The 21,724-nt window shown below is 34.7% G+C and carries 23 protein-coding genes; 5 read left to right on the top strand and 18 right to left on the bottom strand.

What is annotated here, in order from left to right:
• Window positions 1–429: 429 nt before the first annotated feature.
• The 4 genes from JR050_RS05345 to JR050_RS20775 all read right to left on the bottom strand — a co-directional run bounded on the left by JR050_RS05345 (window position 430) and on the right by JR050_RS20775 (window position 3,782).
• Complete coding sequence (locus tag JR050_RS05345; protein WP_204201725.1) at window positions 430–1,716, bottom strand: IS110 family RNA-guided transposase; 1,287 nt, start codon at window positions 1,714–1,716, stop codon at window positions 430–432.
• Window positions 1,717–1,866: 150 nt separating this feature from the next.
• Window positions 1,867–2,739, bottom strand: coding sequence for a GNAT family N-acetyltransferase (locus JR050_RS05340; protein ID WP_204202473.1), 873 nt, complete (start codon window positions 2,737–2,739; stop codon window positions 1,867–1,869).
• Between the two features lie 82 nt (window positions 2,740–2,821).
• A complete protein-coding gene (locus JR050_RS05335) occupies window positions 2,822–3,364 on the bottom strand; it encodes an ankyrin repeat domain-containing protein (RefSeq protein ID WP_204202472.1) in 543 nt (180 codons plus the stop codon).
• Between the two features lie 145 nt (window positions 3,365–3,509).
• Window positions 3,510–3,782: a DUF4274 domain-containing protein gene (locus JR050_RS20775; RefSeq protein ID WP_204202471.1), complete on the bottom strand. Its 273-nt coding sequence runs from the start codon at window positions 3,780–3,782 to the stop codon at window positions 3,510–3,512.
• 325 nt (window positions 3,783–4,107) lie between these two features.
• Between JR050_RS20775 and JR050_RS05325 the strand changes: the two genes are divergently transcribed.
• Window positions 4,108–4,506 (top strand): YkvA family protein, encoded by a 399-nt coding sequence (locus tag JR050_RS05325; RefSeq protein WP_204202470.1) that lies wholly within the window; start codon window positions 4,108–4,110, stop codon window positions 4,504–4,506.
• 66 nt (window positions 4,507–4,572) lie between these two features.
• On the opposite strand, the gene JR050_RS05320 is transcribed toward JR050_RS05325, so the two are convergent.
• Window positions 4,573–4,896: a hypothetical protein gene (locus tag JR050_RS05320; protein ID WP_204202469.1), complete on the bottom strand. Its 324-nt coding sequence runs from the start codon at window positions 4,894–4,896 to the stop codon at window positions 4,573–4,575.
• Between the two features lie 85 nt (window positions 4,897–4,981).
• Window positions 4,982–5,374: a hypothetical protein gene (locus JR050_RS05315; protein ID WP_204202468.1), complete on the bottom strand. Its 393-nt coding sequence runs from the start codon at window positions 5,372–5,374 to the stop codon at window positions 4,982–4,984.
• Between the two features lie 199 nt (window positions 5,375–5,573).
• On the opposite strand from JR050_RS05315, the gene JR050_RS05310 reads away from it, so the two are divergent.
• Window positions 5,574–6,149, top strand: coding sequence for a hypothetical protein (locus JR050_RS05310; protein WP_204202467.1), 576 nt, complete (start codon window positions 5,574–5,576; stop codon window positions 6,147–6,149).
• Window positions 6,150–6,242: 93 nt separating this feature from the next.
• Here JR050_RS05310 and JR050_RS05305 read toward each other — a convergent pair whose 3' ends face one another.
• The 6 genes from JR050_RS05305 to JR050_RS05280 all read right to left on the bottom strand — a co-directional run bounded on the left by JR050_RS05305 (window position 6,243) and on the right by JR050_RS05280 (window position 11,590).
• Window positions 6,243–6,455: a hypothetical protein gene (locus tag JR050_RS05305; RefSeq protein ID WP_204202466.1), complete on the bottom strand. Its 213-nt coding sequence runs from the start codon at window positions 6,453–6,455 to the stop codon at window positions 6,243–6,245.
• A 149-nt stretch (window positions 6,456–6,604) separates the two neighbouring features.
• On the bottom strand, window positions 6,605–6,769 hold the full coding sequence (locus JR050_RS05300) for a hypothetical protein (protein ID WP_204202465.1): 165 nt from the start codon (window positions 6,767–6,769) through the stop codon (window positions 6,605–6,607).
• A gap of 391 nt (window positions 6,770–7,160) precedes the next feature.
• Entirely contained in the window at window positions 7,161–8,483 is a 1,323-nt protein-coding gene (locus JR050_RS05295; protein ID WP_204202464.1) for a hemolysin family protein, read from the bottom strand.
• 51 nt (window positions 8,484–8,534) lie between these two features.
• The gene (locus tag JR050_RS05290) at window positions 8,535–8,954 is read right to left on the bottom strand and encodes a MerR family transcriptional regulator (protein ID WP_204202485.1); all 420 of its coding nucleotides are present in this window, start codon (window positions 8,952–8,954) and stop codon (window positions 8,535–8,537) included.
• Between the two features lie 736 nt (window positions 8,955–9,690).
• Window positions 9,691–10,902: an efflux RND transporter periplasmic adaptor subunit gene (locus tag JR050_RS05285; RefSeq protein WP_204202463.1), complete on the bottom strand. Its 1,212-nt coding sequence runs from the start codon at window positions 10,900–10,902 to the stop codon at window positions 9,691–9,693.
• Window positions 10,903–10,915: 13 nt separating this feature from the next.
• A complete protein-coding gene (locus tag JR050_RS05280; RefSeq protein WP_204202462.1) occupies window positions 10,916–11,590 on the bottom strand; it encodes a hypothetical protein in 675 nt (224 codons plus the stop codon).
• A gap of 241 nt (window positions 11,591–11,831) precedes the next feature.
• Here JR050_RS05280 and JR050_RS05275 point away from each other — a divergent pair, with 241 nt between their 5' ends.
• The 3 genes from JR050_RS05275 to JR050_RS05265 are packed head-to-tail and all read left to right on the top strand — an operon-like array spanning window position 11,832 to window position 14,972.
• Window positions 11,832–13,505 (top strand): DUF6044 family protein, encoded by a 1,674-nt coding sequence (locus tag JR050_RS05275; RefSeq protein ID WP_204202461.1) that lies wholly within the window; start codon window positions 11,832–11,834, stop codon window positions 13,503–13,505.
• A 20-nt stretch (window positions 13,506–13,525) separates the two neighbouring features.
• Window positions 13,526–14,560, top strand: a complete 1,035-nt coding sequence (locus tag JR050_RS05270; RefSeq protein WP_204202460.1) for a glycosyltransferase family 2 protein — start codon at window positions 13,526–13,528, stop codon at window positions 14,558–14,560.
• On the top strand, window positions 14,517–14,972 hold the full coding sequence (locus tag JR050_RS05265; RefSeq protein ID WP_204202459.1) for a GtrA family protein: 456 nt from the start codon (window positions 14,517–14,519) through the stop codon (window positions 14,970–14,972). Before JR050_RS05270 ends, JR050_RS05265 begins: the two co-directional genes overlap by 44 nt.
• Here JR050_RS05265 and JR050_RS05260 read toward each other — a convergent pair.
• The 6 genes from JR050_RS05260 to JR050_RS05235 form a co-directional block, all read right to left on the bottom strand.
• Complete coding sequence (locus JR050_RS05260; protein WP_204202458.1) at window positions 14,956–15,879, bottom strand: AEC family transporter; 924 nt, start codon at window positions 15,877–15,879, stop codon at window positions 14,956–14,958. The genes JR050_RS05265 and JR050_RS05260 overlap by 17 nt on opposite strands.
• A 57-nt stretch (window positions 15,880–15,936) precedes the next feature.
• Window positions 15,937–17,463 (bottom strand): tripartite tricarboxylate transporter permease, encoded by a 1,527-nt coding sequence (locus JR050_RS05255; RefSeq protein WP_204202457.1) that lies wholly within the window; start codon window positions 17,461–17,463, stop codon window positions 15,937–15,939.
• A 12-nt stretch (window positions 17,464–17,475) separates the two neighbouring features.
• Complete coding sequence (locus JR050_RS05250; protein WP_204202456.1) at window positions 17,476–17,931, bottom strand: tripartite tricarboxylate transporter TctB family protein; 456 nt, start codon at window positions 17,929–17,931, stop codon at window positions 17,476–17,478.
• Window positions 17,932–17,994: 63 nt separating this feature from the next.
• A complete protein-coding gene (locus tag JR050_RS05245) occupies window positions 17,995–19,017 on the bottom strand; it encodes a tripartite tricarboxylate transporter substrate binding protein (RefSeq protein WP_204202455.1) in 1,023 nt (340 codons plus the stop codon).
• 167 nt (window positions 19,018–19,184) lie between these two features.
• Window positions 19,185–19,874, bottom strand: a complete 690-nt coding sequence (locus tag JR050_RS05240; RefSeq protein WP_204202484.1) for a response regulator — start codon at window positions 19,872–19,874, stop codon at window positions 19,185–19,187.
• 3 nt (window positions 19,875–19,877) lie between these two features.
• Window positions 19,878–21,482, bottom strand: coding sequence for an ATP-binding protein (locus JR050_RS05235; protein WP_204202454.1), 1,605 nt, complete (start codon window positions 21,480–21,482; stop codon window positions 19,878–19,880).
• Window positions 21,483–21,724 lie beyond the last annotated feature (242 nt).

Raw genomic sequence — 21,724 nt, 5'->3', positions numbered from 1 at the left:
CTCCCTCTATATAGAAAGGTAAATCTCTCGATTTCTCGTTTTTTCTCACGATTTCATAGTCATCCATATTTAATAGACTTTAATAACATGGGATAAAGTTGTATTTTAGTTAAATTTTGGAGTTGAGAAGCAAAAAAGACTGTAGGTACCCAAGCCACCTTAATCCAAAAGGTGGAAATCCAGTTAAAGTATGGTCGCACTGGTGGATGTCTACATTTCTCATGGAGGTCAACCCTCCCATATCTCACAGAGTCTATGCTCCAAAATTCCTTCGTCCAACCTTTCCATGAGGTAGATGTCAGTTATGCTTCCCGACAGGATCTATGTCCGTATTTTAGTTGTTTTACTGACTAATCCGTGCTTCAAATGTCTATTAATTATTGAGATTAACTACTATAAAAGCATGATTTATACGTTATATCGAGAATTCTAAGCTACTTTTGGCAATTCAGCCATATGAGGAATATCCTTCAACATTCTTTCTTCACTAAACACAAATTGTTTCTTACCTATTGCAAATAACACTCGTATCAATTTATTACATAAAGCGATCAGTGACTGCATCTTTTTTAATGGATTATCAGGTCGCTTTGTATAGTATTCATGTAAGGCTTTAAAAGCAGAATTCTTAGCTACAAGGGGCATAATGACTCTAAACAAAAGGGCTCTTAGGTTTCTCCTGCCTCTTTTGGTTATTCTGGTTTGTCCCTTATGTTTTCCTGATGTGTGTTCCATCAAGCTTAATCCTGCAAGTTTAATGATTTGCCTTGGATGTGAGTAATAACGTAAATCTCCAATCTCTGCAAAGAACCCAGCTATCGTATCTTTTCCTATCCCAGTAATCGCTAGCATTTGGTGCACTCCTGGTATTTGTTCTAATAGCTCGTCCCTTTTAACCTCTAGTTGTTCAAACTTTTTAGTAATGAGTTCATACTTATCTAACAACGTGCTTAACTCTAATTTGGCCAAATCTGAACCCTCACGGATTCCGATTGAAACGCCGGCCACCTTCTTTAATTCTTTTATTCTACTTATACCCACTGCACGTTTTGCAGCTTTCCTAATATGAGCTAATAACTCTTGATCAGGGAGTTCAGCTAACTCATGTGGTAGTAGATTTAGCTTTAATATTTGTAGAGCAGAAAGCCCCTCCCAATCTTTAAAGACTGTTAGGAATTCAGGGAAATATCGGTCAATCCAATTGTGAATTTGCCCTTGTACCGCTTGTAGGTCGACGGATAATTGATCGCGTATTTTTCTAGCGATTCTAAGATCGGCATATATTCCTTCTGGAATATTAGGTTCAGCGTATCTTCCGTCTTTCACTAATTGGGCAATGACCTTTGCATCTTTCACATCATTCTTAGTTGGGGAATTATCATCTAATTCCTTTGTCTTCTTAACATGAGCTGGATTGACAACTACTAACTTGAAGTCAGTACCCTTTAGATAATGGGCTAAATTTAGCCAGTAGTGTCCAGTAGGTTCAACACCAATGATTACTTTATTCATGTTTTGTTGATCCTGTATCTCTTTAATCCATTCAACAAATCTATCAAAACTATCTCTCGCATTTCCAAAGTATAGAGGTTTACCAAACTCCAAACCTCTATAGTCCTGCGCACGAGCTACGTGCTTGAATTTCGCAATATCAACACCTATAATTAGTGTTTGAGAAGTAATTTGAGCAATCTTATTATTTTGGTTATAATTCATTTTGAAAGCCTCCTGGAATATATGATTTGTCCTTTTTGCCGGCAAGCTTAGGACACTTATATCATACCAAGAGGTTATTTTTATGTTCAAATGCCATTTTTAATCATTACAGGAATGCTTCCCGTTAGCTTAAGTACATCATTTCACAAACTAGCCAAAAATTTGGGCAGCAATCCCAAATAACGTATTGTTTCTAGGGGGCATATTAATTGAATTGATTACCATTATTGGTGGTTTACTTACCTTAATAAATCCAATTTTCTCTAACGCCAACATAAACTCTTCATTACCTGATGGGACATCAATTCTTAATTTCCCCTGATGTTTTGAAGATAATTTATCTATTAATAATGACGCTGTTTGAAAGTCTGGTGCTACAATAGGACCTAATATGAGATTTATTGGTCCTAAAATAGAAAGCCCATATCCCACAATTGTTCCATTATTATCTTTTACAACCAAACATTTTTCTGATTGTTTTATTCTATTCATAAGAAAACTGCTTCTTCTGTCGCCAAAGGCATGCTCATCTAACTTTAGTATTTCATTCATATCAACTCCACTAAACTCTTCAATGATAACATCACTGTTATTTAACGGTTTAGAAATAGTTGTATAGTTATCACATAGATATTTATGAACAAAATCAACAGTATTAAAGCCCATTTTTTCGTAGAGGGATTTTCCTTCTTCTGTTGCAATTAGCATAATAGTAGTGTCTTTAGAAACACTCTCTATACATTTCTTAGTAGCCTCTTTTCCCAATCCCTTTCCTCTAAAATCTTTACTAACAATAACCATACCAATTGAAGCTAGAGAACTATCATAAGGAATTATTGCAGCACTAGAAACAATTTTTCCTTCAGCATTTTTATGACCAAATATTTTACCTGATGACAAAACAGTTCCAATTTCGTTTTCATCATAATCCCATCCAACTGATGCAGACAGCTCAATTAATCCAGAAACATCACATTTATCAAATTGGACTAATTCTAATATTGGTTTATGGTATGTGACCATTAAGATTTCACCTTCTTTAGAACATCATTTTAATCGTCTTATAAAAAATTATAATTGTTATTGAACTATCCTTACCCTTTAGTCAAAAGTTAGTTCCATTAAACTCCTCAATAATTTTCAAAACATCATTTCTCCAAGAATATTCTTCTGAGTAATCAATACATGACTTACCAAACTGATCTTTAATTGTATAATCCGCACCATTGTCCAATAAATATTTATACACCTGTTTTATTTCAGTTGTAGGGAGTTTAGTAATTGTTATTGCATATTTTAAAGGTGAAGAATTAAATTTATCCAATGCATTAATATCAATTCCATTTTGAACTAACAATTTTGTAATTGTTAACATATATTCTGGTGAAGGACGCAAGACATTGAAATAAAAATTATGAAGGGCATTTCTGCTATACTTTTTGTCTATAAAATTAATATCAATTCCTTCTGAAATTAAATATTCTATAATCTTTAGCTTTTCCTCTTGTTTTTTATCGTTAACAAGAGCAAGATGCAATAGATTCAAGCCTAAAGTATCACTTGTTTCATTTACTTTATTAGTGTAGAAACTTCTAAATTCCTCAAATGTCCCCTCTTTTGCTGCATCAAAAACATTTATTAAACGCAATTTCTTACAACCTCCATTATTCTCATAAAACCCCTAAAATCTATATTCATAAATAAACAGTCCAACTGAATGTAAGACTGTTTATTAAAATTCAATAAGAATGAGATTTCCCCTTCCTGATTAACTAAACTTTCCCATTAGTTCATTAACTTGGTAACCCCTCTAAAAAAATACTTGATAGATTCGGATTCTTCTTGGCCAGTTTAAATTTTTGTACTTTGGTAATAGTGGGCTCGTAACTAATATTACGATTTTTAAAACCATTCATTTCAATTTTTGAAAATAGCTCTATTACGAAGTTGTACCATTCATTTCTGCCTTCTAATTCATGACTATTATCGCTATCTAGTAGAGCAAAACCATCAGCATGGAAAAACAATAATAAAGCAGTTCCTAAATCACAGTTTTCATTTTTCAACAATCAAAGACGGTATAAGAAATCCATTATCCCAGTTATATTCATTAGATAATTCATGGAGGAAATTAGGATTTTCAATTCTTTCTATCTTCCGTTTAAGTAATTCCACATTGTTGTTTTCTAAAATTTGCATTATTGCATCATAATTACTCAACTTTAATCCCCAATACTTCTCCAAATCCTTCTTCCACTATACTTTCCCGTTACTTTAAAAAGCTTTACCTCCATTGAAGTAAAACATCTCTTAAGGGAAAAAGCACTAATCGAAAATGATGCTACCCTTCTCTAACTTCCTATATAATGATTACTAACAAGGGGGAGTTAGATGGAACAAAAAAATACTTTAACAAAATTAAAAAACTACGCAAGAAAACTAAAACAACATTTATTTGTACTTTATTTATCATACAAAGATAATAGAGTTCATTGGTACGCTAAATTAGTTGCTGTTTGTGTGGTTGCTTATGCTTTTAGTCCTATAGATTTGATCCCTGACTTCATTCCTATAATAGGTTATCTCGATGACCTAATTATTGTTCCACTGGGCATTACATTGGCACTAAAATTAATTCCATCTTCCGTTATTGAAGAAAACAGAGAAAAGGCTGAAGAAATTAGAAAAACTGGTAAACCAAAGAACTGGCTCGTTGCCGTACTATTCATTCTGATTTGGATTCTACTTGCGTTTTGGTTTGGTAAATTAATTTACAATATATTTCATTGAAATAGCATTTAGGGATATGCTTTTTTGCATATCCCATGTTGAACTAACCTTCCCCTTTAGTGAAAACTAGCAGCTGCATTTAATGGTTTCTGAAATCAATGAAATCTCATCACCTGAGTTTAAAAGGACTCTGGTTCTTAATTTATTGTTTTCATTTTCTACTTCTACTGAACTAACATAAAAGCCACTTCCCCAAGGTTCAACTAAGGGAATATGTAAGTCAGTTACCTCATTAAAAATTAAATGAATAACCTCTTGATGACCTTTTGTGATTTTTAGCAATGTAACTTTTGCTTCCTTACTTTTATAATCCAAAAGAATAGAATCTAGTTCATTATCATGAAAATATAATTTATTAAATTCTTCATAATTTGTAATTGAGTAGATCACTTTGGAAATTCCCTTCCACGATCAATTTAAATACTTCCTATGTTCAACAAAACTTATCCTATATTTTACATCAATGCTTTAAGTGTTAGCTATGATAACAACTAATTTCTAATGGAATTCCTAATTCACCAATTAACCCAATTGCTTTAGGCTCCAATACAAAATTGCATTGTCCTTCATAAAAAACACCAATTACTAATTTAATCTCTACCACTCCACATTTCTGTAAATCATCCTGGTGTTTACTTATTTTTTGTGCTACCCAATGAAGTCCAAAATCATCTGAATTCCTATATTCTATAGGAGGACAAAGAACACCATACCCTTCTGGAGAAGGTTTACCTTTAAATCTGCCTTTGGTTAACTCATCTCCAACCTCAATTCTATTTTCAAGAACAATACCAGCAAATTCTTTAAGTTTCTTTGGAGAGAAATTTTCACCAAATAAATGACATCGAATATCCATCTCTTTAATCATTAATTAACCTTCTTTACTATTAATCCTTCTTTCACTAACCTTCTCCTTTAGCACAATTAGAAGTTCAACAAAAAAGGGCAATAATCCTGCTTCAGATCAATGCCTCCTAAAGTTATTCTTATTAAAAAACATCTTGACCTTCATCAATATTATGGGTGTAATTGATAGAGATAATATGATTTAACGAGTGAGGTCTTTCATGAAAAAGAGTAAAATTAAACACTATTTAAAAGTTACCTTAATTTGTACTGTTGGTAGCATAATACTCTTATTTCCATTTTGGCTACTAAACGGAAAAACAATTTTAACTGAACTTGATGTTGATACCTTTATAGAAGAGAATCATGAATGTTTAACAAATAGTTGTTTTGATACATATGTTTATTTAAGTACAAGTTCCCCAAAGGGGCGAAGTTATATTGTCCCTTATCTTATTGATAACGTACATTATAAAGGACCTTACTACTTGGACTATTCTTTTGAAGAATTAAAATTCCCGATTAAAGAGTACAGTGTTGAAATAAGAAGTGCTGATAAAGTAGTAAAACGAGTAAACGGTACCCAAAAGGACATAAAAAATTATGGAGGCTTAGAAACAATAGCTGTAAACAAAATACCATTTAATGCCTATAAAAATGATGGTATAGATATTATTGTTGAGTATACATCGGTCCAAAATGGTAAAGAAATCAAGCACAAGGATGTGATGAAGTATTCTGTTGTAATAGAATCTCAGATAGGATTTCAGTTTTGGTGGAACTGGATGTCCATCTAAAAAGAAAGTAGATTAATGTTCTACTTTCTTTTTTTAAATCAAGATAATCTATTGAGTTAACCTTACCCGTTAGCTTAATAAGTTCAATAAATTCTATTCTTTCATCTTTTCCTTTCGTTCTTTGTTTTGGAAAGATATTATTACTTCATAAGCATCTTTGGGGCTGCGTTTTGCTTTTTCAGCTTCTTCGTGTGTTATTTCAATAGTACGAAAACGCGAAACTAACCCTCCTTCATCGAAATTCAAGTAGTATCGTCCGTTCTCCAAGCTAATTTCTATTCCATAATCAAAAAAGATAACTTCCATCTCCTTCTCCTTATATGAACGACATTTCTAATTCTCTCAAAGTTACTATTCAACAAACCTTACCCGTTTGTTTAATAAGTATTTCCACAAAAAATGCCTTAATCCTTCTCGGATTAAAGCATCCATTATTTTTTATAAAGACTATTTTTTTATTCTCCAACGTGATGGATTGCATCAATAATGTAAGTCAATTGTTCTTCAATTCCTTGGAGATTTGAAATCTCCTTCGAGGAGTTCCAAGCAATAATAGATAAACAAACCGCTATGATAACAAAACTTAAAACCTTTATGTATTCAAGTATGTCCTTTTTCATTACGATATCCCCCTTATTTTCCTCTATCTAACTAATTCATTAGGACCAATAATTAAACTTTCTTTTACTTCCTTCCCCAATAGTATTAGTACATCCTTTCAAAATCTTAATAAATATTTCAACATAAAATGGTAAAAACCCTTTACAATAGCCTCCAATTAACATTTGAATTAACATCCTAATTCGCACGATGAAAACAGCCATTGTCACGATGCTACCTTTAATACAATTTACTATGCTATTTTAAGCATATTTTCTTTATAGGTGTTGATGTGCCAACGAAAAAAAGCATACCAATTACTAGATTAATTGATATGCTAATTCATATGCTATTTACAATGTTGCTCCACAAAAACGGAACTACTTACTACTCTCAGAATGGTCCTTTTTGTTATTGTGTTACCTCTTCGGTTTGTTCTTGCTCAACAATATGTGTAATCTCAATGGATTTGATGGAGTATCCTTCCATCTCAAGTACCTTAAATTGATAATGATCTTTCATTAACGATTCGCCTTCTTGTATATCCATTTTCTCTGTTAATATCCATCCGCTAATTGTATCAATATCTGTATCGTCAATATCTAAGCCAAATAAGTCATTGATTTCTTCTATTAACACTTTACCATCTACGATAGTGATATTCTCATCAACCTTTTTGACTTCCGGAACCTCATCTGCATCAAATTCATCACGAATTTCGCCGACGATTTCCTCTAATATATCTTCAATTGTTACGAGCCCAGCTGTTCCACCGTATTCATCAATCAGAATTGCCATATGAACACGTTCTTTTTGCATCTTAACAAAAAGTTCTTTAATCGGAATCGATTCAATGACTTGAACAACAGGTCTAACGTATTCTTCAATGACAGCTTTTTGATTTTTACCATTTACATAATCCGTTAATACTTCTTTCATATTAACCATTCCAATGATGTTATCTTTATCACCATCGAAAATTGGATATCTTGTATAATTTTCCTCTGATACGATATCGATACAATCCATTACAGTAAGTGTTTTTTCAAATGCTACAAATTCTGTTCTCGGAACCATGATTTCTTTTGCGATTCGATCGTCAAACGCAAAGATATTACTTACATATTTATATTCTGACTGGTTAATTTCACCGCTTTTATAACTTTCGGAAAGGATTAGACGAAGCTCCTCCTCTGAGTGAGAAATTTCATGCTCAGATACCGGTTTTAAACCAAAGGCACCTATTAATAAACGAGCTGATCCATTTAAGATTTTAATAAATGGAAACATAAGCTTATAAAAGATCATTAACGGCTTAGCGAAAGCTAATGTTACGCCTTCTGCTTTTTGAATGGCAACTGTTTTAGGAGCAAGTTCCCCAATGACTACGTGTAAAAATGTAACGATAGCGAAGGCAACTGCAAATGAGAGAATCTTTGCTACCGATTCAGAAATGTTAAATTGGATAAATAAAGGTTCTAGCATATGCCCAACTGTCGGTTCTCCAAGGAAACCTAGTCCTAATGCTGTAATCGTAATACCAAGCTGACACGCAGATAAATATTCATCTAAGTTTGTAACAACGTGCTTTGCAGCAATTGCATTTTTGTTTCCTTCAGCAATAAGCTGATCGATCTTCGTTCCACGGATTTTTACAATCGCAAATTCTGATGCAACGAAGAAAGCTGTCAGAGCGATTAAAATCGCCAACATAATCAAATTAAATATTTCCAAGTAGTCTCCTTACATTGAAAAATGTAAGGACTCCACCTCCTATTAGTTTTATCAATCTAATTGTTCTTTAAAAAGCGCTAATATTGATTGAGCTAACTCCACACTTTGAGGAGAAAACTTCATCATCATCGCTTCTCTTTCACCATCGTTTAGCCTCTCAATGAGGGGCTTTATTTCGTTCATTTCTTCTTGTAAATGTTGAATCATATTCATTACTTGTTCTATATGCTCTTCTACTTTATTTATGTCTTGTGAGCATTCTTTTTTCTGCATAAGCTCCAACGTTTCTTTCACCTTTGAAAGCGGCATGTTAAGCTTCTTATAATGTTCAATTAAATGAAGCACCTGAATTGAATTTGCTTCATACAATCGGTAATTAGCATCTGTTCGAATGTAGGTGAGTAAATTCATTTGAGTATAGTAATCTATTGTTCTTTTAGATACACCAGCAACTTCCGCTAACTCGCCAATTTTATAGTACTTCCCAAATGAATCACCCCTCTTCCAATCTACTTAAATCGTACCGAAATCAAACCGTACAGTCAACGTTCCAGTTTTGCTTAAAATAACCGAAAATATCGGAATTTCTCCTTAAATTATATGATAAAGTACATCTTTCATTCATTTAGTCTAGTTTTTGATGTCTTGGCTCTTTTTTTAAGTTTTAGGCTCTGTTAATGTACATTGTTGATTGTTGTGGAAGGTGCGAGACTCCTGCGGGAGAAGCGGGACAGGTGAGACCCCGCAGGAGCATAGCGACGAGGAGGCTCACCGACGTCAGCGGTATCCGGCGAGTGCCTTCTACGGAAATCAACATTATTCTTTAACAGTGCCAAGTTTTAAACAAACGTTTGATTAGCGATGTATATATACTAATATGTTGCTGGGAGTATACCTGGGAGTTAATTTTTCTAAGTTACTCCAATTTTAGTATGATAAAAAATGCTACATGATGTGTTAAAATACCCTCCTAATTTAACAAATAGTTTGTAGCGGATGACACTCGGCTCCTGCGGGAACAGTGGGACATGTGAGATCCCGCAGGCAGAAACGCCGAGGAAGCTCACCGCCCCCCACGGAAAGCAAGTAGCCGGAGTGGAAATCACCTAGTTTAACAGAAAGAAATATATATAAGAAAAAAGACTATAGACAACTCGAGATATTCGAGTTTGTCTACAGTCTGAAGGAACTACATAATGTAGTCCCCTTAATTAATCCCTAGCATTGCCTTTCCAATTGTTGCTGCAATTTGTCTCTTACCAATTTCATCTAGTTGCTTGCTATGTAATTTAGTACCTTCTAATGGTAGTACAATTGGTGTTCCGGTTTTCATATTAATACTTGGTTTGAGAACAAGTAGTTCTTTTCCGTTTAGACCTTCAACAATTTCAACTTTCGACCCGCTATGAATTCCAAGTTGAACTTCCAACTTTTTAATTTTACCGTTACTTTCAATATACACTTTCCCTTTTTCTTTTCCTGTACGGAAGACAGTGCTCGTATTTATATAGGTCGTATCTTCACTTTCCTCTTGAACGATGTCGATACCTAAATGATGTCCAAATGGAAGTAACTCAGGTTCTTCAGTAACGGTAACAGAGAAAGGAAAATAACTCTCTTTTTGCTTTAAGTTCGGTGTGTCAACTGGAAACTGTGATACATCGCTAATTGTTCCAATGTGCTGAAGTCCATCCTTCGTCACATAAACCTTTTGCCCGACTGTTATATCTCTTATTTCTTTCTCTGAGAGCACTCCTTGTACAACATAAGGAAACTCTAATATCTTAATCATTTCAGAAGGATTAGAAGGATCAATACTTTTCACAATCCCATTTATCGTACTTTGCACAACCATTGATGCCTCTTCTGTTTCAAGTTTATCTAGTTGATTCTCATAATCCTCAATATCAAGTTCCAATAACTCATCACGTAATTCAAGTTCTCTTACTTGACTACTGATAATACGTTGATTGGCTTCAGCAGCTTCTTTCGCTTCTGGTGTTTGATTTGCTGATGTGGTACCTCTATATGAACCAAGTGCTACAATATCCTTTGCAATTTTACTTCTTTCGGCTTCGGCAATTTCTATTTTTCGTTTGATTTGCTCTTCTAAACGTTCAATATCTGTCATTGCATATTGAAATAGTGAAGACCCAATTGTTACTTGTTCTCCTTCCTCCACTAAGATCTCATCAAGCAATCCGAATTCACGATTATAAGCAACAGTTTCTTCATTATTCGACGTCACAACTCCATCCTTCGTTAACACATTACGAATATCACCTTTTTTCGGCTTACCAAACTCCCCGACACTTACAACACGATATATTTTATCTTCATATTTGTTCATCAAAAATATATTCCCAAGCATAACGCAAAGAATAAATAACATGATACTAGACCAGATCCACTTTTTCATGAAATCCTCCTATTTAAAGAAGCAAAGCATCAACATTTATTATTGAAAGGCAAGCTCCTATGAGTGCAAGCAATAGATGTATCCCGATAATATACAGTGAAGTATGAAGTACCCTTCTCTCTGTTTGTTGATTAATTAATAATATTAATAACGCTACTCCACCTAAGTAAAAAAGATTCACATAGCTTGATAGATTAATAACAAATGATTTATCCGTCACAATTTGCATCACAACCCCTAGTGAAAATGGAGATGAAATGACCGGAATTCCCCAATAATGAAATAAAATGAGATGAATCGTTTGATAAAGGAACATAAATACGAGGAAATATTGTCCGATATAAAAAAGCACCTTTATACTAATTTCTCTAAAAAACAAATGAAGCGTAAGCGAGGTTATAACTAGATAAAATAACGGATACACGATTGCCTTCAAAATCATTCCAAAGGTATGTAACCATTGAAGTGTTTCAATATAACTGTTTGGCTCTTTACTTAACTCTGTTGTAATACCTTCTGTTCGATAGCCTATCATACTATATAAAAATGATGTAAACACGAAAAATACTAATAAAATCAAAACATTACGTATGACAGGTTTAATGGATAAATCTTCTTTAATGGATAATCTGTTTATGTAGGATTTGGGTTGAAATATTTCTCGAATTACCCCTAAATTTGTTTCCATTGCAGTCTCCTTCACAATATACGACATTCCTATTGATAGTTTTCATCATAGCATACCATTCTAGAATATTTTGGAATATTTTGTCGAACGGTTATCATTATGACAAATTTTTTTGAATTGGTATATGTGTAAAAACTTGGAATAACTTTCACCTATTCTGCAAACCTTAACAATGTATTATTTATACGCTTAGTCGGATTTCATGACTGAGCTAAAGATTAGAAATGACAAGGAGTTAATAATGATGACTCAAAATGAACGTGTTGAGCGAAGACTCCTTTTCTTTGCTTCCCTCCTTATTTTCATTTATTTATCACCACTAATCTTTTTAGGTGAGAATGCACATATTCGAGTTCACGATAATCTCGATTCCAATCTCGCTTGGTACAAGGTGCTTAAGAATAGTGGTGAAATCTTTGGTTCTGTCCATTCCACCATTCCCCAAATTATTAACGGGGTTCCGAGGAATACATTTGGGACGGAATGGAGTGGTATTGTATGGTTACATGCTATGTTTCCAACAATGATTGCCTATACTTTAAGTCAGGCGATTACTAGATTCGTTGCTTTCTTCGGGATGTATATCTTGTTAAAAACCCACTTTGTGACGAAAGAATATCAAGCACTTATTCGAGTTGGTGTCTCTCTTACCTTTGCACTAACTCCGTTTTGGCCATCTGGAATGTTAAGTACTCTCGGGATGCCATTAGCATTGTGGGCATTTTTAAACATACGGAAAAATAATGGTACGTGGAAGGAGTATGTAGTTCTAACCTTACTTCCTCTATATTCAAGTTTTGTACTAGGTTTTTTCTTTTTCCTGTTTGCAATGGGAATCTTTTGGATCCTCGATTTATTCAGGCATAAAAGGCTTAATTTACAATTCCTGCTATCGATTGCCTATATGACAATTATCTTTTTACTTGTGGAATACCGTCTCGTACATTCGTTTTTATTTTCTACTGAACTAACGAGCCGTGATGAATATTTCCATGCACGCCTTCCTTTGTGGAGAGTCATTCGCCTTACCTTTAAAAACTTTGTTTTAGGTCATACACATGTGATGACTGTCCATGGACTCGTTATTTTACCTGTGACCTTATTTGCACTGTATATCATCATAAGAAATCGACTTTGGATAAAAGAAAAAATGTTTCTATATTTGTTTGCTCTCAATTTTGCGTTATCTACTTGGTATGCATTTTGGTTTTTTAAAGGCTGGCTACCATTAACTGAACGTTTTCACTTTATGGACACGTTTAACTTTGCGCGCTTTCATTTTTTACGTCCACTTGTCGTTTATGTTAGCTTTGCACTTGCCTTAAAAATCATATGGGAGCATAGTAAATCAAGATCGCTCATTTCATTTTTTATCGTTTTTCAATTATTAGTTTTAGGTGCATTTAATGATGAAATTATTTATCATAAGAAGCCATCTGTTAAAGAATTTTACGCAGAGGAACTTTTTCAAAAAATTGACTCTCACATTGGTTTACCAAAGAACACATACCGAGTAGCATCAATAGGCATACACCCTGCAATTGCTCAATATAACGGTTTTTACACACTTGATACGTATAACAACTTTTATCCACTTAGCTACAAGTATCAATTTCGGGAGATCATTAGCAAGGAACTGGAGAAAAACAAAAGAATTAGAACGTATTTTGATGAATGGGGTGGCAGGTGTTATCTATTTACCGATGAACTTGGAAAGCATTATATGTTTTCGAAAAAGACGAAGAAAAAGCTCAAGAATGTTGAACTGAACATCGAAGCATTTAAAGAAATGGGAGGACGTTACATTTTCTCTTCCGTTAAGATTCTTAACGCTGAAGAAAATCAGCTATCACTTGAGGAAACTTTTGAAACAAAGAACTCCCACTGGAAAATTTATTTATACAAAACAACTTAGACTTTAGCAGGAGGATGAATATGAACCAGCCAATTGTTACGATTGTTGTACCATGCTACAACGAAGAAGAAGTACTTGCAGAAACAATGTCTCAGTTGACACAGTTTTTAGAAGAAAATATTCAGAGTCGATTAATCGCAAATACTAGCTCCATTCTTTTTGTTGATGATGGTAGTAAAGATAAAACGTGGGACATGATTTTTAAATACACGATTAACCATCCGTTAATTAAGGGAATTAAGCTATCTCGTAATGTTGGTCACCAAAATGCATTATTAGCAGGGCTATTTACTGCAAAAGAAACTTCAGATTGTGTCATTTCAATTGATGCCGACCTGCAAGATGATATTAGCGTTATGAAAGAGTTTATTTTAAAGTTTGTAGAAGGTTATGAAGTCGTTTATGGAGTTAGAAACAAACGCGAGAGTGATACATTCTTTAAACGTAATACCGCAGTTGGCTTTTACAAAGTCATGAAGAAAATGGGGGTAGATCTTGTACATAATCACGCTGATTACAGGCTTATGAGTAAACGAGCGATAGAAGAACTTGAGCACTTCCAAGAAGTTAATATGTTTTTAAGAGGAATTGTACCGTTAATTGGCTTTAAATCTACTTCTATCACGTATGATCGAAAGGAACGGTTAGCTGGGGAAACGAAATATCCGTTAAAGAAGATGATTTCATTCGCATTAGACGGAATTACTTCTTTTTCCGTCACACCAATTCGTCTCGTGTTATTTTTAGGTACGACATCCTTTATCATAAGTTTGTTGTTTGGAATTTACTTCTTATCTTTAAAGTTTTTCGGAAACACTGAGTTAGGTTGGACCTCTCTCATCACCTCTATATGGCTTATCGGTGGTTTACAGTTAATTGCGATTGGACTAGTTGGGGAGTATATTGGTAAAATCTACAAAGAAACAAAAAAGCGACCAAAATATATAGTGGACATTGATATGTTTAACTTACCAACTCCACGACAACTCTTAATAGATAAAGGTATAGGTAATGAACTTCAAACACTCAGGCTTACGAAACTTTCTAAAAACTAATACGTTTATACGATTTGCTCTAGTAGGTGTTATTAATACTGCCATTGGATTATCCGTCATTTTCCTATTATTAAATGTATTCCAACTTTCCTATTGGGTATCATCGTCCATCGGAACAGCTATTGGTGCCCTATTTAGCTTTTTGTTGAACCGCAGATTCACATTTAAAAGCAACATTTCATTTCAAAAAGGAGCTCCCCGCTTCTTTCTTATCATCCTTATCTCCTTTTACGGTGGTTATGGATTAGGTGAATGGATCGCTCGGCAAATTCCACTGTCAAACATACTTAGTGACTATTTTTCTGAAAAAGAAATAGCAGTTTTTATCGGTGCATGCATCTATACCATCTCTAACTATTTAGGACAAAAAATGATTGTATTTAAAAGAAAAACAGTTAGAACAAATAGCTAGAGATGTATACAACTAACGTAACCGTTATACAACTTACCATCGTTGTTAGTAAAACTGCCTGAGCTGCAAATTCTGGATGATTATTATATTCGAGTGCTAGTATCGCACTATTACGTGAAGTCGGGTAGGCACTTGCAATGAATAACGCCTCTGCTGTCACCCCTTTTATTTGTAAAACTGAAAGTAACAAAAATGCTACAGCTGGAGATAAGATTAGTCTACTGACTATGCTAATGTACAAAGCTTTGGATATCCCCTTAAACGAAAGATTTGCAAGCTGTGCCCCTAAAGTTAATAAGGCAATTGCCAGGAAGGCATCGGATATATTTTGGATTGGTTCCCAGATAGGTTGTGGAATCCGAATAGGAAGAGCCTTCAATAAAACAGCCAATCCAATACTATAAATGATAGGTTGCGTGAGGAGTTCCTTGATCATTTTCCTTTTGACACGTTCAGAAGAAACTGACGTAAACATCCCGTATGTAAATGTAACAATATTTTGATACGCAGAAATAATAATAGCTATTGCGATTCCAATCGGATCGTGTTTGAATACTAATTCACTCATAGGGATTCCAAAATTCCCTGCATTCGTAAGTACCGTACTATTTTTATAACTTGCTGAGAGCTTTGTCTCAAACTTAAACAGCTTAGAAATGAAAGTACTAAGAATAATAAGAACTGTTGTAAGTAAAAGCAGAAATCCTAAAATTTGTATGAATAACTGAAAAGAAAGATCGCGTTCATATAAGTTTGTAAAACAAACGGCTGGAAGTAGAAAGTATGTGTTTAACTTAGATAACGTCCGTAAATCTAGCTGCATCTTTTTTTGAACAACAATTCCTAATCCAACGGCAATAAAGATTGGTAACATGATATTTTTCAGTATGAGGAAAAATACATCCATACTTCATCCTCCATTCTACGAAAGGAAGAGAGTAGGAATTCCCCTACTCTCTTTCTATTATCCTTCTTCGTTGATGATGACATTTCGCCCTTTTAGCTTTAATAAAATCGGAATGAGCATCCATAATGCTGCAATGATTAAAAACGCTAAAGAAATAGGACTTGTAATAAAAATAATAAAATCTCCATTTGAAGTTGTTAAGGCACGTCGTAAATTGTTTTCGATCATTGGCCCTAAAACTAAACCTAATACTAATGGTGCCACTGGATAGTCATTTTTCGTTAAGAAGTATCCGACAACACCACAACCTAGAAGTAATAATAAATCAAATGTTGTTACTTGGACTGCATATACTCCAAAAATGGAGATTGCCACAATGATAGGTAACAGGTACTTGGCTGGTGTTTCAATAATTTTGGCAAATACTTTTACTAATGGCATGTTTAAGATTAAAAGCATAACATTCCCGATAAACATACTTGCAATAAGTCCCCACGCTACCTTTGGATGATCCGTGAAAAATAGTGGACCTGGCTGAATGTTATACATAATGAGTGCTCCCATTAAAATGGCAGTTGTTCCTGATCCGGGAATACCGAGTGTTAATAGTGGTATCATGGCTCCACCGGATGCGCCATTGTTAGCTGCTTCGGGAGCAGCAACTCCTTCAATCGCACCTTTTCCGAACTTCTCTGGGTTTTTACTCATCTTCTTCTCTGCAATGTAAGAAAAGAATGAAGCTAACGTAGCTCCTGCACCAGGAAGTACCCCAATAAAGAATCCTAACAATGATCCACGTACAATTGGTTTAGTACTGTCTTTTAAATCTTGTTTCGAAGGTAAAATTCTACCTACCTTTGCAATTTCAGAATTAGCACTATCTTTATCTAAAATAGTTTTAAACACTTCACCTAAAGCAAATAACCCAACAGCTACTGTTAAAAATTCAAGCCCGGAATATAGGACAGGAATCTCATACGTAAAGCGCGCGACTCCTGATACTGTATCCATACCAATTGTAGCTACTAACAAACCCGTTACTGTCATAATTAACGCTTTTGTAACTGATTTCCCTGCTAATCCACTTACAGCACAAAGACCTAAGATCATAAGTGAAAAATACTCAGCAGGACCAAACGACAGTGCTAGATTTGATAAAGGTTCTGCAAGTGCTACAAGTCCGATTAATGATACGACACCTGCAAAAAAGGAACCAATTGCAGAAATAGATAAAGCAGCACCTGCACGCCCTTGCTTGGCCATTTGATAACCGTCTAATGTTGTAACTACAGAAGATGACTCACCTGGTGTATTTAATAGAATGGATGTAGTAGAACCTCCATACATCGCACCATAATATACACCTGCTAATAATATAATAGAACTCGTTGCCGCTGCCTCTGGGTCGAGACCAGAGGTCAATGATGCTGTAACAGGAATTAACAGTGCAACTCCACTCATTGGACCAATACCTGGTAATACCCCGACAGCAGTTCCGATTAAAACACCAATAAAAGCAAAAACGAGGTTATGCCACTGAAGTGCCTCCGCAAAGCCACCAGCTAGAAAATGTAATACATCCATGCTCTTCCCCCCCTAGCTAAACCACGTTGGAAACCCGGGTAGAGACCCATTAAGGACTTCAACGAAAAGATAATAAACACCGAAAGAAAATGCTGCTGAGATTAATAAAGTTTTGGTCCAGCTACCTCGCTCCATTGCTTGAAAACCTACAATCAAGAATAAAAAGGTTGTGATGACATATCCAAGACTCTCTAGTAAAAATGCATAAAGGATTGCCGCGATAAAAATAATTAGGAATCTTTGATAATCAAGTTTTTCCCGTTTTTCTTGATTCTTAGCATACTGGAATGTCTCATAAAACAACCGTAAGCTTAACAAGATTAATAGAACTCCAAGTATTTTCGGAAAAATATCAGGTCCGACATTACTGCCATATGCACTTTGCGAGATACCGTTACTTTCAATCACAAAGGCTGCTCCAATAATTAAAAATACTAAACTTGTATAACGATCAAATCTTTTACTCATAGCTTTGTACCCCTTTTTAAAGGATAAGGAGAAGAGGATGTCTCTTCTCCAATGAAACGAATATTATTTTTGCATTCCAAGCGCTGTAAGAAGTTCTACGATATACTTGTTTTGTTCTTCTAAGAATGTTGAGAATTCATCTGCGTTTTTATATTCACTTTCCCAACCATTTGTTTCTAACTCGGTTAACCATGTTTCATTTGTTGAAAGTGTATCTAATGTGCTCTTCCAGAATGTCAGTTCATCATCTGACATTTCCTTCGGACCGAACAGCCCTCTCCAAATTGTAAATTCTGCATCAATTCCAGCTTCTTTGAAAGTAGGAATATCTGCTAGTGTTCCACTTAACCTTTCATTAGAACTTACAGCTAGTACTCTTGCTTTTCCAGCTTTTACATATTCACCAATAGTTGAAGCATCCGTCGCGATAAAGTCCGCATTACCTCCAAGTAGTGCTGCTACTGCCTCACCACCGCCGTCGTAGGAAACGTATTTAACTGTTTTCGGGTCGATACCATATTCAAATGCAGGAAGAATGGCAACTAGATGGTCCATTGAACCAGGAGAAGATCCACCTGCTCCTGTAATTTTTGTTGGGTCACTCTTAATTGCATCAAGTAGTGATTTTAAATCCTTATAAGGTGAATCAGCCCCCACAACAATTGCCCCGTAATCTTTTGTTAATTGAGCAAGTGGTGTTGTATCCTTATATCCAAACGGACTATTACCCTCTTTTTTCTCATTGTTGATTAAAATTGGAGGTGAACTTACAAATAACTTGTAAGGATTTGCTTTATCTTGAGTTGCATATTCTGCTAGGAATACTGCTCCTCCTCCACCTGGTTTGTTCTCCACTGTAATTGGCTCGTCAACTAACTTTTCACTTGAAAGCACTTTCGCGATAGAACGTGCTGTTAAATCCCATCCACCACCAGCTCCAGATGGTGCAACGACCACTAATGGTTTTTCTGGATAATCAGACTTGGAAGCGTTACCATCTGAACCTGCAGTTTTTTCATTTCCACTACAGGCAGCTAAACTTAAAACTAGTAAACTCATAAGTAAAATAGCTATGAACTTTTTCATTACTTCTTCCCCCTTTTAAATGACCTTATCTAAAAATAAATAAAAGACAGCATGTAAGCGCTGTCTTTAAATTATCAGAACATTATTTATTTTTATAGTTTATGGTCATAAGTTAGATAAAGGTTATTTTGTTTATTTTGTTCATAAAGTTCACAACTATGTCCATCTCACTTTTTTATTGAATACCGTCTCTCTGGTCTACCAACATTTCCATAGATTAAATCAGCTTGTACTTTGTTTTCTAAGGATAAAAATTCTAAGTACCTTCTTGCAGTGGATCTACTTACTCCAGAGACTTTACTTAATTGTTCTGCTGTTATACCTTCTGCATCAACCTTAGATAGCGTGTTTAGAATCTTGTCTAACGTTAATTGATCGATTCCCTTTGGAGAAAGAGTTCCCTGTGAATCCTCGCTTTTCGTTCCATGCCATAATAGATCAACCTCTTCTGCTGTAAGTTTCTTATTTTTACTTAATTGGTGGAACTTGTTTCGATATTGTTCTAAGCTACGTTTAAAACGTTCAAAGGTTAATGGCTTTACAATATAGTCGGATACCCCACCACGAAGAGCATGCTGAATCACTTCTACTTCTGAGGCTGCAGTAATCATAATAATATCGATAAACTGATAATGTTCTCGAATATATGTAACAAGTTCGATTCCTTTTATATCTGGTAAATATACATCTAATAAGATCAGTTGAGGTTGGATTGTCTCGATCCATTCCTTAGCTTGCTCACCGGTTGTAGCTGTCCCAATTACAGTGAATCCCTCTATCTTTTCTGTAAATCTGCGATGAATATCAGCTATTCTTAAATCATCCTCTACGATTAACACCTCTATTAAAGTCTCCATCATTTATTCCTCTCCTTTCAGTGGGATTGAAACAACAAATAACGCTCCTCCTAAATCCCCATTTTCTACCGTAATATATCCGTTTCTTTCCTCTAGTAGTGATTTCACCTTGTCCAACCCAAAGCCACGATCTTCTCCATCTTTAGTAGAAAATCCCTTTCTAAATATTTCAGACACGATTTCATCATCAATACCTTTCCCAGAGTCCTCTACTTCAAATAACAATTGCTCTCCTACATCTGAAATATAAACTCTTACCTTCTTCTCTTCGTTTGGAAGCTTTTCTACTGCTTCGAATGCATTTGTAATGAGATTTCCGAGTATAGAAACTAAGTAGTTACTTTCAATATTGTAATCTAGCTTAGAGAGGTTACTATCTTTATCTATTTCAAAATCTATTTTAAGCTCCTTTGCTCGGTTATGAAATCCTAGTAGAATTCCTCCTAGCCATGGATTTTTGAGACGATGCATCATAAATTGAACAAGCTGTTGATGACTTACTGTTTCCTTATGGATGAGTACTAATGCTTCATTATATGATTCAAGTTGAATAAGCCCTGAAAGTGTATATAATAAGTTGTTATATTCATGAGTTTGTGCACGTAACGCTTCTGTATACCTCTTTACTTGGGAAAGCTCCTCAGTAAGAAGTTCTATATCTGATTTCAACCGAAAACTTGATACCACTCCAATGACTTTCTCTCCAACCTTCACTGGCAGGCGATTCGCGACCACCACTTTATTATCAATAATTAATTGTCGATCAAATTGTTGTTCACCTGTTTCAAGTACATCTAACATCGTTGTATTTGGAACAATGTCAGTGACTCTCTTCCCGATGATTGATTGATCCTCCTTAATACTAAGAATCTCAAAGGCTGCCTGATTCGCAATCACGATATGTCCCTTCTGATTAACAACCATAATTCCTTCTCTAACAGATTGAATGACTGCATTTCTTTCTGTATAAAGTGAAGAAATCTCTTTAGGCTCTAGTCCCAATAATAGCTTTTTAATATTTCTTGCTAATATGACTGAACCAATCAATCCAACAATTAATCCTAAACCTGCGATTGGGAAAATTGGCATTCCATAGTCCGTAATAATACTATGAATGTCATCCATCATAAAACCGACAGAAACTACACCAATAATAGCACCTTCTTCATTAAAGACAGGTACCTTTCCTCGTAATGAAGGACCTAATGATCCAGTTGCCTTTGAAACGTATGATTTTCCATGAACTAACGCCTGTTCGTTATCCCCGCCAACCATTTTCTTCCCTAACCTGTCTTGTAGTGGATGAGAATAACGTATCCCTTCTTTGTTACCAATTACAATATATTCAGCATTAGTTTCAATTCGAATTCTTTCTGCAATAGGCTGAATAATCTTCCAAGGCTCCTTATCATCAAATGCTTCCGTAATTTCGGGCATTTTTGCAATGGTTTCTGCAACGTGAAGTGCTCTCTTGCCTAGCTGCTGTTCAATCGTGCTAGCTAAAATATAATAAAACAATATACTCGTTAATAGAACGATGAATAACGTTAACCCAGAAATAAATATGGTAATTCTATGTTGTAATTTAAGACTTCTAAATTTTTTCATCCGAATACCTCAAGAAGAAATCATTGTTTTTTACAATTATAAACTTTAGTTATTAGTTAGAATACTGTTAATGTTACTAATTTTATTTAAAGTGTAAGGTATCCGTTAGGAATAAGGGTGATCTCACAACATACAAGAACTTATATAGGACCCATTAAAAAAAACGGATACTAAACAAACGTTTGATTAGACTTTTTTTAAATGCTCTAATGTTGCTTTCCATTACAGGTGCTTGCTATCCG

Origin of the sequence: Bacillus suaedaesalsae (assembly GCF_016890225.1) — a bacterium.
Taxonomy (GTDB): Bacteria; Bacillota; Bacilli; order Bacillales; family SA4; genus Bacillus_BS; species Bacillus_BS suaedaesalsae.
Note: the sequence above shows the minus strand (reverse complement) of the source record. Positions and strands in the feature narration are given on the sequence as shown.

Bases quoted from the DNA above. Each gene is read 5' to 3' on its own strand.
- JR050_RS05345 (WP_204201725.1), bottom strand. From the start codon at position 1,716: ATGAATTATAACCAAAATAATAAGATTGCTCAAATTACTTCTCAAACA.
- JR050_RS05340 (WP_204202473.1), bottom strand. From the start codon at position 2,739: ATGGTCACATACCATAAACCAATATTAGAATTAGTCCAATTTGATAAA.
- JR050_RS05325 (WP_204202470.1), top strand. From the start codon at position 4,108: ATGGAACAAAAAAATACTTTAACAAAATTAAAAAACTACGCAAGAAAA.
- JR050_RS05315 (WP_204202468.1), bottom strand. From the start codon at position 5,374: ATGATTAAAGAGATGGATATTCGATGTCATTTATTTGGTGAAAATTTC.
- JR050_RS05310 (WP_204202467.1), top strand. From the start codon at position 5,574: ATGAAAAAGAGTAAAATTAAACACTATTTAAAAGTTACCTTAATTTGT.
- JR050_RS05305 (WP_204202466.1), bottom strand. From the start codon at position 6,455: ATGGAAGTTATCTTTTTTGATTATGGAATAGAAATTAGCTTGGAGAAC.
- JR050_RS05300 (WP_204202465.1), bottom strand. From the start codon at position 6,769: ATGAAAAAGGACATACTTGAATACATAAAGGTTTTAAGTTTTGTTATC.
- JR050_RS05285 (WP_204202463.1), bottom strand. From the start codon at position 10,902: ATGAAAAAGTGGATCTGGTCTAGTATCATGTTATTTATTCTTTGCGTT.
- JR050_RS05280 (WP_204202462.1), bottom strand. From the start codon at position 11,590: ATGGAAACAAATTTAGGGGTAATTCGAGAAATATTTCAACCCAAATCC.
- JR050_RS05275 (WP_204202461.1), top strand. From the start codon at position 11,832: ATGATGACTCAAAATGAACGTGTTGAGCGAAGACTCCTTTTCTTTGCT.
- JR050_RS05270 (WP_204202460.1), top strand. From the start codon at position 13,526: ATGAACCAGCCAATTGTTACGATTGTTGTACCATGCTACAACGAAGAA.
- JR050_RS05265 (WP_204202459.1), top strand. From the start codon at position 14,517: ATGAACTTCAAACACTCAGGCTTACGAAACTTTCTAAAAACTAATACG.
- JR050_RS05260 (WP_204202458.1), bottom strand. From the start codon at position 15,879: ATGGATGTATTTTTCCTCATACTGAAAAATATCATGTTACCAATCTTT.
- JR050_RS05255 (WP_204202457.1), bottom strand. From the start codon at position 17,463: ATGGATGTATTACATTTTCTAGCTGGTGGCTTTGCGGAGGCACTTCAG.
- JR050_RS05250 (WP_204202456.1), bottom strand. From the start codon at position 17,931: ATGAGTAAAAGATTTGATCGTTATACAAGTTTAGTATTTTTAATTATT.
- JR050_RS05245 (WP_204202455.1), bottom strand. From the start codon at position 19,017: ATGAAAAAGTTCATAGCTATTTTACTTATGAGTTTACTAGTTTTAAGT.
- JR050_RS05240 (WP_204202484.1), bottom strand. From the start codon at position 19,874: ATGGAGACTTTAATAGAGGTGTTAATCGTAGAGGATGATTTAAGAATA.
- JR050_RS05235 (WP_204202454.1), bottom strand. From the start codon at position 21,482: ATGAAAAAATTTAGAAGTCTTAAATTACAACATAGAATTACCATATTT.